Below are 12,669 nucleotides of genomic sequence, written 5' to 3'. Positions count from 1 at the left end.
CCTTGCGCGCTGATGCCCTCACCCCGCCCCTCTCCCACAGGGAGAGGGAGAAAAATCCAAGGAGTCAATCTATGCAACAACAATGGTCTGCAGTAGATAATTACATGATTTCTTCGCTTATCCCTGATGATGACGTGCTGAGTCAGGTACTGGAAAACAACAAGCGCGCCGGGCTACCCGAACACGATGTTGCGGCCAATCAGGGGCAACTTCTGGCGCTGTTCGTACGCATGACCCAGGCAAGACGCATTCTTGAGATCGGTACGCTGGGCGCCTATAGCTCAATCTGGATGGCGCGCGCCCTGCCGCCGGACGGAAAGCTGGTTACGCTCGAGGCTGACACGACGCATGCCGATGTTGCCCGCCAGAATATTCATCTCGCGGGGCTGAACGATCGCATTGAACTGATTGAAGGCCCGGCGCTGAATTCACTCGAAAATCTAGGTGACGTTACGCCGTTTGACCTGATCTTTATTGATGCCGATAAGCCAAACAATCCCGGCTATCTGGAGTGGGCGCTTCACTACTCCCGCCCGGGTACGGTGATTATCGGCGATAACGTGGTGCGCGATGGCGAAGTGGTTAACGGGCAAAGCGACGACGCGCGCGTGCTGGGCGTGCGCCGTTTTATCGAGATGATTGGGGATAACCCGCGCTTAACCGCCACCGCGCTGCAAACGGTGGGGGTTAAGGGATGGGATGGGTTTACGCTGGCAATGGTGAACGGGTGAAAATTGTGCGGCCTGATGCCCTCACCCCGACCCTCTCCCACAGGGAGAGGGAGAAAAACGGGCAAGGGTTTTAACCGGAGATCTGCTCCATCGCCTGCAGAATACGTTTATCCGAAATCGGATACGGCGTACCGAGCTGCTGGGCAAAGAAGCTGACGCGCAGCTCCTCGATCATCCAGCGGATCGCCTGCACGTCTTCATCGTCGCGGCGCGCCGGCGGCAGCTTGTTAAGCCACTGCTGCCACGCCTGCTGCACGCTTTCCACTTTCAGCATCTGCGCGCGATCGCGGTGCGGGTCGATAGCCATCTTCTCCAGACGTTTTTCGATCGCCTGCAGGTAGCGCAGCGTATCGCCCAAACGCTTAAAGCCGTTGCCGGTGACAAAGCCGCGATAGACCAGCCCCGCCATCTGCGCCTTCACGTCCGAGAGCCCCAGCGCCATGGTCATATCCACGCGCCCCTTCAGGCGCTTGTTGATATTGAACACGGCGGTGAGGATCTGCTCGACCTGTTTGGCAATCTCCACCACGGTGTCGTTCAGCTCCGCGCGCACCTTTTCATGAAGCTGAGCAAAGCCCTCTTCCGTCCAGACCGGACCGCCCGCCTCGTGGATCAGCTTGTCCACGCCGCAGGAGATGCAGTCGTCAATCAGATCCAGCACCTTGCCATACGGGTTAAAGTACAGCCCGAGCTTGGCTTTGTTCGGCAGCTTCTCGTGCAGATACTTAATCGGCGACGGGATGTTGAGCAGCAGCAGACGACGCAGCCCGCGCCACATCATCTGCTGCTGTTCCAGCGGGTTATCGAACAGTTTGATCGCCACGCTGTCGCGCTCGTCCACCAGCGCAGGCCAGGCTTTGACCTTATAGTTACCGCGCTTCTGTTCGTAGCTTTCCGGAAGCTGACCAAAGCTCCAGATGTGCAGCCCGCTCTGCTCAATACCGTCGTCCGCCACCGCAGAAAGCGTCTCCTGAACTTTCCCCTTCAGCGCCTCTTTCAGCTCGCTCAGCGAACGTCCTTCCAGCAGCTTTTTGTTTTTATCATCCACCACGCGGAAGCTGATTTTCAGGTGATCGGGCACCTGATCCCAGTTCCAGTCCTCGCGGTCGATGGTGGTGCCGGTCATGCGGCGGAATTCACGCTCCAGCGCGTCCAGCAGCGGCAGCTCCAGCGGCGTGACGCGGCCTAAAAAAGCTTCCGCATAGTTTGGCGCAGGCACAAAGTTGCGGCGCACCGGTTTCGGCAGGGATTTGATCAGCGCAATCACCAGCTCGCGGCGCAGGCCGGGGATTTGCCACTCAAACCCGCCCTCATCGACCTGGTTTAGCAGCGGCAGCGGAATATGAACGGTCACGCCGTCCGCGTCGGCACCCGGTTCAAACTGATACGTCAGACGCAGCTTGAGGTTGCCCTGATGCCAGAAGTTCGGGTAGTCGAGCTTGCTGACCGACTCCGCCCCCTCTTTAATCAGCATGCTCTTTTCGAAGTTGAGCAGGTCCGGCGTCTCTTTGCTGGCTTTGTTCCACCAGCTGTCAAAATGGCGAGCGGAAATCACCTCGTGGCTGATGCGCTGGTCGTAAAACTCAAACAGCGCCTCATCGTCCACCAGAATGTCGCGGCGGCGGGACTTGTGCTCAAGCTCCTCCACTTCGGCGCGCAGCTTCAGGTTTTCGCGAAAGAAGGCGTGACGCGTCTGCCAGTCCCCTTCCACCAGCGCGTGGCGGATAAACAGCTCGCGGCTGAGCGCCGGGTCAATCTGGCTGTAGTTGACCTTACGCGCGGCGACCACCGGCAGGCCGTAAACGGTCACTTTCTCGGTCGCCATTACCGCGCCCTGCGCGCGCTCCCAGTGCGGTTCGCTGTACGAGCGTTTCAGCAGGTGCTGAGCCACCGGCTCCACCCATTCCGGATCGATACGCGCGGCAATGCGTCCCCACAGGCGGCTGGTTTCCACCAGCTCCGCGACCATGGTCCATTTCGGCGGCTTCTTGAACAGGCCGGAACCCGGGAAGATGGAAAAACGGGCGTTGCGCGCGCCGGTATACTCCTGCTTTTCGGCATCCTTCATCCCAATGTGGGACAGCAGGCCGGTCAGCAGCGCGATATGAATCTCGCGGTACTCCGCCGGCTCGCTGTTGACCGGAATGCCCAGCTCTTTCACCACCTGGCGCAGCTGGGTGTAGATATCCTGCCACTCGCGCACGCGCAGGTAGTTGAGGAAATCCACGCGGCACTGGCGGCGGAACTGGTTCGAGGAGAGCGCTTTCTGCTGCTCGCCGAGATAGTTCCACAGGTTTACGAAGGCGAGGAAGTCGGACTCTTTGTCGTGGAAGCGACGGTGCTTTTCGTCAGACGCCTGCTGTTTGTCCATCGGACGCTCGCGCGGGTCCTGAATGGAGAGCGCCGAGGTAATGATCATCGCCTCGCGCACGCAGCCGTGCTTCTGCGCTTCCAGCACCATACGGGCCAGACGCGGATCCACCGGCAGCTGGCTGAGCTGGCGGCCCAGCGGCGTCAGCTTGTAGACCGTCGCCTGCTCGTCGGTGGTAATGGCGCCGAGCTCTTCCAGCAAACGTACGCCGTCCTGAATGTTGCGTTTGTCCGGCGCTTCGACGAACGGGAACGCCGCGATGTCGCCCAGCCCCAGCGCGGTCATCTGCAGGATAACGGACGCCAGGTTGGTACGCAGAATTTCCGGATCGGTAAATTCCGGGCGCGACAGGAAATCATCTTCGGAATAGAGACGAATACAGATCCCTTCCGACACACGGCCGCAGCGGCCTTTACGCTGGTTGGCGGAAGCCTGAGAGACCGGCTCAATCGGCAGCCGCTGAACCTTGGTGCGGTAGCTGTAGCGGCTGATGCGCGCCGTGCCCGGGTCGATAACGTATTTAATCCCCGGCACGGTCAGCGAGGTTTCCGCCACGTTGGTCGCCAGAACGATACGTCGCCCGCCGTGCGGCTGGAATACGCGGTTCTGCTCGCTGTTTGACAGGCGCGCGTAAAGCGGCAGGATCTCCGTGTGGCGCAGGTCGCGCTTGCTGAGCGCATCGGCGGTGTCGCGGATTTCGCGCTCGCCGCTCATGAAGATCAGGATGTCGCCCGCGCTTTCGTTGCCCAGCTCGTCAACGGCGTCGAAGATAGCCTGCAGCTGGTCGCGCTCGGTATCGTCCGCCTCTTCCACAATCGGGCGATAGCGCACTTCAACCGGATACGTGCGTCCTGACACCTCGATAATCGGCGCATTGTTGAAATGCTTTGAGAAGCGCTCAGGGTCGATGGTCGCGGAGGTGATGATGATTTTCAGATCCGGACGACGCGGCAGCAGCTCTTTCAGGTAGCCGAGCAGGAAGTCGATGTTCAGGCTGCGCTCGTGCGCTTCGTCAATGATGATGGTGTCGTACTGCATCAGCAGGCGATCCTGCTGGATTTCCGCCAGCAGAATACCGTCGGTCATCAGCTTGACCATGGTGTTATCGCTAACGTGGTCGCTGAATCGCACCTTGTAACCGATGCAGCCACCCGGCTCCGTCTGTAGCTCTTCGGCAATACGGTTCGCCACGGTGCGCGCCGCCAGTCGACGCGGCTGGGTGTGGCCAATCAGCCCTTTTAGCCCGCGTCCCAGCTCCATACAGATTTTCGGCAGCTGGGTGGTTTTCCCCGAGCCGGTTTCCCCCGCAACAATCACCACCTGGTGGTCGCGAACGGCCTCAAGGATGTCCTGTTTTTTCTGGCTGACGGGCAGGTTTTCCGGGTAGGTAATTGCCGGACGCGCGGCTTCGCGCAGCACAACTTTCCCTGTCGCCTGTTCAATCTCTTTCGCCATCTCCTGGTAAATGGCCTGTTGTGCATCAGGATTTTTAACCTTCTTCACGCCGTGCAGACGGCGGACAAAGCGCTGTTTATCGCGCAGCATCAGAGAATCAAGCTGTTGCAGGAGCATCGGGAAGGTTAATTTTTGTTGTTCTGTCATAGCGTTAAAGGGCAGTACACGCCCTGATAAACTCTCTTTTTAATGATTGCTATAGAGTACCACATCGACGCCTTTCGTGCCTTATTCAAAAAATTCGAACATAGGCTTCGATATATTGCGCTATCTCTGTGGCAGGATTGTGAATAGAGTGTCAACAAGCAACGGGGCACCCCCCTTCAATCAAATGCAACAACAGGAATCACCCATGAGCAAAGTATTAGTTTTGAAATCCAGTATTCTGGCAGGGTACTCTCAGTCTGGTCAGCTGTCTGATTACTTCGTTGAACAGTGGCGTGAACAGCATTCCGCTGACGAAATCACCGTGCGTGACCTGGCTGCAAACCCAATTCCTGTGCTGGACGGCGAGCTGGTTGGCGCGCTGCGCCCAAGCGATGCACCGCTGTCTCCACGTCAGCAGGAAGCGCTGGCCCTGTCCGACGAGCTGATTGCTGAGCTGCAGGCGCACGACGTTATCGTCATCAACGCCCCAATGTACAACTTCAACATCCCTACCCAGCTGAAGAACTACTTCGACCTGGTGGCGCGCGCTGGCGTAACCTTCCGTTACACCGAGAACGGCCCTGAAGGTCTGGTGAAAGGTAAACGTGCGATCGTACTGACCAGCCGTGGCGGCATCCATAAAGACACCCCAACCGACCTGGTTGCGCCGTACCTGAGCCTGTTCCTGGGCTTCATCGGCATCACTGACGTGAACTTCGTGTTCGCTGAAGGTATCGCTTACGGTCCGGAAGTGGCGACCAAAGCGCAGACCGATGCGAAAGCCGCCATCGACAGCCTGGTAGCAGCCTAAGATTTTGCCCTCTCACCGCCTGGTGGGAGGGTTTTTCTTTTCTCCCGCATTTCGTTATCATCCGCTCCCACTCTCCAGCCGGGCGGCCTGATGTCTGCGATTATTGATTCTTTTATTGCCCCACCGTGTCATGACGACATTGAGATCCTCTGGCAGGATGAACATCTGCTGCTGATCGATAAGCCTTCCGGTCTGCTCAGCCTCTCGGGCAAAAATCCGCAAAACCTTGATTCTGTCCATTATCGTCTGGTCCAGACGTTCCCCGGCTGCACGCTGGTACACCGTCTGGATTTTGGCACGTCCGGGCTGATGGTGGTTGCACTCAATAAGGCCATCAACGCGGCGCTGTGCCAGCAGTTCAGCCAGCGCAGCGTGGAGAAGGTCTACAGCGCCCTGCTTTGCGGCCATGTGGAAAACGACGAGGGAATAATAGACGCACCGATTGCCAAAGATCCGGCGCTGTTCCCGCTGATGTCGATCTGCGCCCGCAACGGAAAACCCGCCCGCTCCCGCTATCGGGTGGTGGAACGATTTTATCAGAGTACCGGACTGCCGTTAACGCGGGTGAAACTGATACCGGAGACCGGGCGAACCAATCAGCTGCGTATTCACTGCCAGCAGCTGGGGCACCCGATTCTGGGCTGCGATCTGTATGGCGGTCTTGAAGCGCCGGGGGCGGAAGACGCGCCCCGGCTGATGCTGCATGCCAGCGAGTTGAATTTTATTCATCCCGTGAGCGGAGAGCCGGTTAACGCCCGTCACGCCGCCCCGTTCTGAATCCGTTTTACCACATCAAATCGTCAGGGATTTTGAAGTCCGCGTACGGATCGTCTTCGTCCTGCTCTTCCTGGCTGAGCGCGCTGTTTAACACGATGCTGTCGGCATCGCGCTGGGCAATTTTATCGGCCACCACCGCCGGAATAATCGCGTATTCACAGTCGCCGCTGGCGTTGATGACCAGACGAGCAATCGCCAGACGGCCGTTGATCAGCTGAGCCTGGGTTTGCTTGTCGACCTCGATTTTTTTGATCAGATTGCCGTCGGTGAAGTTAAAGGTGATGTTGCCTCTCGTCACGGTGATGCGGTTCATCTCAATCAGCTGCTTCACCTGTGCTTTAAACTCTTTTGCCAGCACGGCCTGCTTCTGCTGCTCGCTCAGCTGCTTGTCGCGCTCGATCTGCGCTTTCTTGTTCTCTTCTACCGCTTCCCGAGCCTCGCGCGCCTGAACACGTGATTTCTTTGCCGTGCGCTGCACTTTCGCCGCTTTTTTGCTGCTAACTAAGCCCGCTTTCAGCATCTGCTCTTGTAAGGTGAGTTTTGTCATGATTGTTTCTAAACCGGTTGGAAATTTTGGGGATTATAGCGGGAATTGCGGAGCGTGTGCCAGAGAAGTAGGCATGGCGTTTTGTTGCCTGAGTCTTGTTTATTATTTATTCAGCGTTTACTAACGTTACGGCCGCAAGAGTGATTAAAAATCGTCAGGTCATTTTCTTAAAAAAAATCAGCAATTCGTGAATATGATGTGGATTGAATAATTGTGATCGCTTCAGGCGTAGGCTGCTTTTTCTTATTAAGAGTATGAAGAAAAAATATGCCCTTAAAAGGAGAAATGATGCTTAATGATAAGGATTCAGCATGTTCCGACTCTACCGGTCACATGATTTAACACGGCAATTAAACCCTGAAGATTTTCAATACATTCTGACGCCAGCGGGCTCGCTGAGAGAGGCGTGTATTCATTACGATCTCTCTTATGAAGTGAACGGTCACAGTCTCACTTTTGGTCTTCCCCAAAAAAAATATAGCGTATCTCCACATCAAAGACCCTATGAACGAAAGCATCGCAGCTACGCAGATCCCATTTATGATGAAGTAGAACGCGAGCTGCAAATTGGTTGGCTTGTTGGTGTGGATACCACCAGGCGCTGGAGCAGCGACCAGAACCCGTTTTATATCGACAATAACGGCGAGCTAATTTTTACCCCTACTTCCTCATCGTGGCATGCATGGTATAAGGACGAAATCATGAGCGCCTACCGGCACGTTATTGCCGATCGACAAGGCAGGAAGCCTGCTCCCACTCAACGGATGCATTATGATTATTACGGGCCAACAATTGCACCATCGGGGAAAACCCTGAACAGTAAAGCCGTTGGCCAACTGCTGGCCGCAGGTGGAGTGTATAACGGCAATATTGAAGGGTTCCATGAAACCGCACAGCAGCTTGGAGGGGATGCTCCAGCGGGCTACGATCAAATCATGAGCAACAAAGGGTTAATCATTACGGGTGCCTCTGTTGCGGCAGGATTAACAATGGGTAGGTTGAACCCTTTAAGCGAAATAGATGAAATATCGGGTCTCAGTAAAATATCAGCTCTTGAAAACCCATATGTAAAAGGCTTCACCTCTAAGCATGGCATATTAGTTAATGCTGAACACGCGGTTATCGATCCGAAAAAACTCGCGGCTTATGCTTTAGATTCAACGCATCCTACAGGGGGGCACAAAGCCAGAGTGTTTGAGTCAGCGCTGGGATACAACCCAACTAATGCAGATGTTTTAGCCGCAAGAATTCAGGAAGGCGTATTATCGGCCCCAGCCAAAGTGTTGCAGGCGAATAATTACGGTCAAACAATGGCTGTCGATATGCCCATTTTAGGCGTCAATGATGAAACAACGATCGTGCGTACAGGCTGGATGTATGAAACAGACGCCCTGGTTCCTCGCCTGACAACCATATTCGTAAAATGAGAAAACAAAAATGAAAAGAACCGAATTAGACGTTGTGGTTTTAGGCGAGGATTTACCGGATGAAGGACTGGTAAAAGGGACCGTTGGTACAATTGTTATGGTTTTCGATACCCCGACACTGGGCTATCTTGTCGAGTTTTGCGACAAAGAAGGAAGAACAATAGCAATGCCCGCTTTGCTTCCATCTCAGCTAAAGAGTTATTTCACCCCAGGTATCCTTAAAACACTTCTGGTTGACAATAATTTCCCGGTAGCCAACCCAGTTGATCCAGACGTAATGGCAGGCTTGATGCGCAAAGCCGCCCCTGCTGAATGGGATGCTCAGAAGAGTAGAGTTTACGAGGATATCCAACGCCTGATGGTTAACCGGTTGGACTACTCTGGTATGTTCGAAATCATGGATGGACTTGAGTATAACGGTTTGACGCTGTACAGCCTGGTGCAGGCGGAGAACGGTGAGCCCGTATGGTCGAATATCTACTTTCGTAATTTTGAAATACGTAACAACGAAATCTATGTTGATCCGAACCTTACTGACAAGGTACTCATTGGTGAAGATGGTATGTCCGTGTTTGCCTACAACTTCACAGATGACTGTTTCGAGATCCGTGATAAAGCATCGACGGATTATGCCATTGAAACACATGTTAACTTCAGCGAATTGTTGTCCGCGCTGATTGATACGGTGAACTGAAATCCGCAACATCAATTGCTGGTTGTATTTGCAACCAGCCTCTCTCTTCCCAAACCTACCTGAACAATCACGAAGCAGATAGCCATCGCAGTCCGTTCATGAACTTCCCTCATGTTGCATTGAAATTAAGTCACTTCCCCTGCGCCGCGGGCTCAGGCATAAATTATGCATCGGCAACTTCTTAGCAACATGAACTTAGGATGCATAACTACAATGAGCAAAGCTTTCACATATACCCTTAAGCGCAGTTGCTTCGATGAGAATTACAACCCGTCAGAAAATACGCGTACGACCACCAACTTTGCCAACCTGGCGCGCGGGGAAAAGCGTCAGGAAAACCTGCGCAATACGCTGGTGATGATCAACAACCGCTTTAACGCCCTGGCGCGCTGGGATAACCCAAACGCCGATCGCTACGCGGTTGAGCTGGAAATCATCTCTGTCGATTTGAACATTGGCGCGGAAAAACCATTCCCGGCCATTGAGATATTGCAAACCACGATTGTCGACAAAAAAAATAACCTGCGTATCCCTGGCATCGTCGGAAATAACTTCTCTTCTTACGTGCGGGATTATGATTTCAGCGTGCGCCTGCTGGAACACAACAAGAACGAGCAGCACTTCAGCATTCCGGAAAAGTTTGGCGAACTGCACGGCAATATTTTCCGCCACTTTGTGAATTCGCCGGAATACAAAGAGAACTTCAGCAAGGGACCGGTGATCTGCCTGAGCGTCTCCAGCAAAGACACCTACCGCCGCACCGGCAACCAGCACCCGGTGCTGGGCATTGAATATCAGCCGGATGGCGAGTCGCTAACGGAACAGTACTTCGCGAAGATGGGCCTGCAGGTTCGCTATTTCATGCCGGAAAACAGCGTGGCGCCTTTCGCGTTCTTCTTTACCGGGGATTTGCTGAGTGATTACACCGATCTGGAACTGATTGCCACCATCAGCACGATGGAGACGTTCCAGAAAATCTATCGCCCGGAAATTTATAACGCAAACTCGGCGGCGGGACTGTACTACCGACCGGATCTGAACCAGCAGGATCACTCATTAACCAAAATTGTTTATGACCGGGAAGAGCGTAGCCGACTGGCGATTGAACAGGGCCGCTTTACCGAAGCGTACTTTATTAAGCCTTACCAACACATTCTTGAGCAGTGGTCTGATAACTACACGCTTTAATTCATCAAAAAAGGTCTTTTATTATGAAAACATTGCTCCCGACTTCTACGGCTGGCAGCCTGCCTAAGCCGACCTGGCTTGCACAACCTGAAACGCTGTGGTCACCCTGGAAATTACAGGATCAGGAACTGCTGGCAGGTAAACAGGACGCGCTGCGCCTGTCTCTGGATGAGCAGATCCGCGCGGGTATCGATATCGTCAGCGACGGAGAACAGACTCGCCAGCACTTCGTCACCACCTTTATTGAACACCTGAGCGGCGTGGATTTTGAAAATCGCCAGACGGTGCGCATTCGTAACCGCTACGACGCCAGCGTGCCGACCGTGGTTTCAGCCGTTGCGCGTCAGAAGCCGGTATTCGTGGACGATGCGAAGTACCTGCGTCAGCTCACGGACAAGCCGATCAAATGGGCCCTGCCCGGACCGATGACCATGATCGACACCCTTTACGACGCGCACTATAAAAGCCGCGAAAAGCTGGCCTGGGAATTCGCCAAAATCCTCAATCAGGAGGCGCGTGAGTTAGAGGCCGCAGGCGTGGATATTATCCAGTTTGATGAACCGGCATTTAACGTCTTTTTTGACGAGGTGAACGACTGGGGTATCGCCGCGCTGGAACGCGCCATTGAAGGGCTGAAGTGCGAAACCGCGGTACACATCTGCTACGGCTACGGCATCAAAGCCAATACCGACTGGAAAAAGACGCTCGGCTCAGAGTGGCGCCAGTACGAAGAGGCCTTCCCTAAGCTGCAGACCTCTAATATCGACATTATCTCCCTGGAGTGCCACAACTCCCGCGTGCCGATGGATCTGCTGGAGCTGATCCGCGGTAAAAAGGTTATGGTCGGCGCGATCGACGTGGCAACCAACGCGGTTGAAACGCCCGAGGAAGTCGCCGATACGCTGCGTAAAGCGCTGCAGTTCGTCGATGCCGACAAGCTTTACCCGTCAACCAACTGCGGCATGGCCCCGCTTTCACGCCAGGTGGCCAACGGCAAGCTGAAAGCGCTTAGCGCCGGCGCAGAGATTATCCGCAAGGAGCTCGGCGCGTAATTGCCTTACGTTTGCCAGTAGAGCGGCGTGCCGAAAAACGCCACGTAATAATCAATCACCGCCCTGACGTTCAGGGGCGGATGACGTGCGTTAGGATAGATCGCCGCAATATTGAGTTGCTCCGTGTTGATGGCGCACGTCATATCCGGCATAAGGGCGATCAGCTCGCCCCGCAGCAGCCTGTCGCCAATTAGCCAGTCCGGAAACAGGACGATCCCCATCCCACCCAGCGCGGCAATGAGCAGCGACTCCGCATTATTGGACGTCATCAGCGGCGCGACGGGATAATGCACCCAATTCTCCCCTTTGCGACGCACGAGCCAGCGGTTAGGCCCGGACGAACCGCGATAGACCAGACATTTGTGCTGGCTCAGTTCGGTCGGGTCGGCCGGGACGCCGTGTTGACGCAGATACTCGGGCGACGCGGCGAGGTGGTAGCGCTGCTGCCCAAAGACACGGGCGTGGAACGTCGAATCCGTCAGCGTGCCGATGCGGAAAATGAGATCGGCGGCATCCCGGTGCGGGTCGATAAAGTCATCGGTCAGCGTCAGCTCTATGGTTAACCGTGGATAAAGCTCGGCCAGACCTGCCAGTCCGGGCGCAACGTGCCTCTGTCCAAAAAATACCGGCCCATTTATGCGGACCGTGCCGGAGGGTTCGGTCGAACGTTCATCCATCTCCCGCCGCGCCTCTTCGAAGTTATCGACCATCGCCCGGGCATAGCGGATAAACAGATGCCCGCTTTCCGTGGGGATCACCGCCCGGGTATTGCGATAGAACAGCTGCTGGCCGAGCGCGTCCTCAAGCTGATGAACAATGCGCGACACCTGCGAGGCGGATATTCCCTCTCGTCGCGCGACGACGGAAAAGTTCTGCGTTTCATAGACGGCAATAAACAGCAGCAGTGAGCGAAGGTTCATGCTTCCGGCATCTGACATTAATGCATTTCCTGCAAAGGTGTTTCCTGCATTATGGCATTTTTCTCACGGGTCTACCGACGTAATCTTCTTCGCCTGAAAACGGAGGAAGCGTAATGCAGTTTGTTTTGATTTTACTGGTGATTGCCGGCGGGATGGGCCTTTCCGTCGAGGCTGGGCTGCTGGGGCCATTAGGGGGAGAAGTGGGCGATTTATGGGCGACGTTCAGCATTTTTGGCGTCGGTGCCGCGCTGACGTTTCTGCTGATGCTGTTTTTCAGCCCGCGCAGCAGCCCGTCGTTTTTCGCCCAGCCCGGCTGGCAGCTGCTCGGCGGCGTGCTTGGCCCTGTTTACGTGGTCATTCTGACGATTGCCACGCCGACCATCGGCATCGCTCTGACGATGATTGGCATTCTGGCTGGTCAGGTTTTTAAAAGCCTGATCATTGACCACTTTGGCCTGCTGGGTACGCCGCACAGGAAAATAAACGCAAAACGTATCGTGGCGCTGGTTTTTATTATTGCGGCACTGGTTCTTGTCGCACAGGGGTGAT

General features: G+C 55.1%; 11 protein-coding genes. 8 read left to right on the top strand and 3 right to left on the bottom strand.

The genetic code is table 11. From position 1 onward, the window contains the following. The first annotated feature begins 71 nt into the window (after positions 1-71). Positions 72-731: an O-methyltransferase gene (locus BJ885_RS06685; RefSeq protein WP_121931461.1), complete on the top strand. Its 660-nt coding sequence runs from the start codon at positions 72-74 to the stop codon at positions 729-731. 70 nt (positions 732-801) lie between these two features. On the opposite strand, the gene hrpA is transcribed toward BJ885_RS06685, so the two are convergent. Then, complete coding sequence (gene hrpA, locus BJ885_RS06680; protein WP_121931460.1) at positions 802-4,704, bottom strand: ATP-dependent RNA helicase HrpA; 3,903 nt, start codon at positions 4,702-4,704, stop codon at positions 802-804. A gap of 205 nt (positions 4,705-4,909) precedes the next feature. Here hrpA and azoR point away from each other — a divergent pair, with 205 nt between their 5' ends. Both azoR and BJ885_RS06670 read left to right on the top strand, forming a co-directional pair. Further along, positions 4,910-5,515 carry an FMN-dependent NADH-azoreductase gene (gene azoR / locus BJ885_RS06675; protein ID WP_008502313.1) on the top strand — a complete coding sequence of 202 codons (606 nt, stop codon included), beginning with the start codon at positions 4,910-4,912 and terminating at the stop codon, positions 5,513-5,515. Positions 5,516-5,605: 90 nt separating this feature from the next. Further along, positions 5,606-6,292 (top strand): RluA family pseudouridine synthase, encoded by a 687-nt coding sequence (locus tag BJ885_RS06670; protein WP_121931459.1) that lies wholly within the window; start codon positions 5,606-5,608, stop codon positions 6,290-6,292. 7 nt (positions 6,293-6,299) lie between these two features. Here BJ885_RS06670 and BJ885_RS06665 read toward each other — a convergent pair whose 3' ends face one another. Further along, on the bottom strand, positions 6,300-6,839 hold the full coding sequence (locus BJ885_RS06665) for a DUF2058 domain-containing protein (protein ID WP_047647828.1): 540 nt from the start codon (positions 6,837-6,839) through the stop codon (positions 6,300-6,302). A 311-nt stretch (positions 6,840-7,150) separates the two neighbouring features. Between BJ885_RS06665 and BJ885_RS06660 the strand changes: the two genes are divergently transcribed. The 4 genes from BJ885_RS06660 to BJ885_RS06645 all read left to right on the top strand — a co-directional run bounded on the left by BJ885_RS06660 (position 7,151) and on the right by BJ885_RS06645 (position 11,200). Then, positions 7,151-8,266: a DUF6883 domain-containing protein gene (locus BJ885_RS06660; RefSeq protein ID WP_121931458.1), complete on the top strand. Its 1,116-nt coding sequence runs from the start codon at positions 7,151-7,153 to the stop codon at positions 8,264-8,266. A gap of 10 nt (positions 8,267-8,276) precedes the next feature. After that, positions 8,277-8,960, top strand: a complete 684-nt coding sequence (locus BJ885_RS06655; protein WP_121931457.1) for a YrhA family protein — start codon at positions 8,277-8,279, stop codon at positions 8,958-8,960. Positions 8,961-9,173: 213 nt separating this feature from the next. Then, complete coding sequence (locus BJ885_RS06650) at positions 9,174-10,148, top strand: DUF1852 domain-containing protein (protein WP_054830314.1); 975 nt, start codon at positions 9,174-9,176, stop codon at positions 10,146-10,148. A gap of 23 nt (positions 10,149-10,171) precedes the next feature. Then, positions 10,172-11,200, top strand: coding sequence for a methionine synthase (locus BJ885_RS06645; RefSeq protein ID WP_023311627.1), 1,029 nt, complete (start codon positions 10,172-10,174; stop codon positions 11,198-11,200). Positions 11,201-11,205: 5 nt separating this feature from the next. Here the strand turns inward: BJ885_RS06645 and BJ885_RS06640 are convergent, their stop codons facing one another. Then, the gene (locus tag BJ885_RS06640) at positions 11,206-12,138 is read right to left on the bottom strand and encodes a LysR family transcriptional regulator (protein WP_121931456.1); all 933 of its coding nucleotides are present in this window, start codon (positions 12,136-12,138) and stop codon (positions 11,206-11,208) included. 95 nt (positions 12,139-12,233) lie between these two features. Between BJ885_RS06640 and BJ885_RS06635 the strand changes: the two genes are divergently transcribed. Continuing rightward, positions 12,234-12,668, top strand: coding sequence for a DMT family transporter (locus BJ885_RS06635; RefSeq protein WP_047647834.1), 435 nt, complete (start codon positions 12,234-12,236; stop codon positions 12,666-12,668). Position 12,669 lies beyond the last annotated feature (1 nt).

The sequence above is a fragment of the Enterobacter sp. WP_7_1 genome (genome assembly GCF_003688535.1).
Lineage (GTDB): Bacteria > Pseudomonadota > Gammaproteobacteria > Enterobacterales > Enterobacteriaceae > Enterobacter > Enterobacter asburiae.
The sequence above is the reverse complement of the archived record's forward strand: the minus strand, read 5'-3'. Positions and strand labels throughout refer to the sequence as shown.

Coding starts and splice junctions, on each gene's coding strand:
- hrpA (WP_121931460.1), bottom strand. CDS start 4,704: ATGACAGAACAACAAAAATTAACCTTCCCGATGCTCCTGCAACAGCTT.
- BJ885_RS06665 (WP_047647828.1), bottom strand. CDS start 6,839: ATGACAAAACTCACCTTACAAGAGCAGATGCTGAAAGCGGGCTTAGTT.
- BJ885_RS06660 (WP_121931458.1), top strand. CDS start 7,151: ATGTTCCGACTCTACCGGTCACATGATTTAACACGGCAATTAAACCCT.
- BJ885_RS06685 (WP_121931461.1), top strand. CDS start 72: ATGCAACAACAATGGTCTGCAGTAGATAATTACATGATTTCTTCGCTT.
- azoR (WP_008502313.1), top strand. CDS start 4,910: ATGAGCAAAGTATTAGTTTTGAAATCCAGTATTCTGGCAGGGTACTCT.
- BJ885_RS06650 (WP_054830314.1), top strand. CDS start 9,174: ATGAGCAAAGCTTTCACATATACCCTTAAGCGCAGTTGCTTCGATGAG.
- BJ885_RS06670 (WP_121931459.1), top strand. CDS start 5,606: ATGTCTGCGATTATTGATTCTTTTATTGCCCCACCGTGTCATGACGAC.
- BJ885_RS06655 (WP_121931457.1), top strand. CDS start 8,277: ATGAAAAGAACCGAATTAGACGTTGTGGTTTTAGGCGAGGATTTACCG.
- BJ885_RS06645 (WP_023311627.1), top strand. CDS start 10,172: ATGAAAACATTGCTCCCGACTTCTACGGCTGGCAGCCTGCCTAAGCCG.
- BJ885_RS06640 (WP_121931456.1), bottom strand. CDS start 12,138: ATGTCAGATGCCGGAAGCATGAACCTTCGCTCACTGCTGCTGTTTATT.
- BJ885_RS06635 (WP_047647834.1), top strand. CDS start 12,234: ATGCAGTTTGTTTTGATTTTACTGGTGATTGCCGGCGGGATGGGCCTT.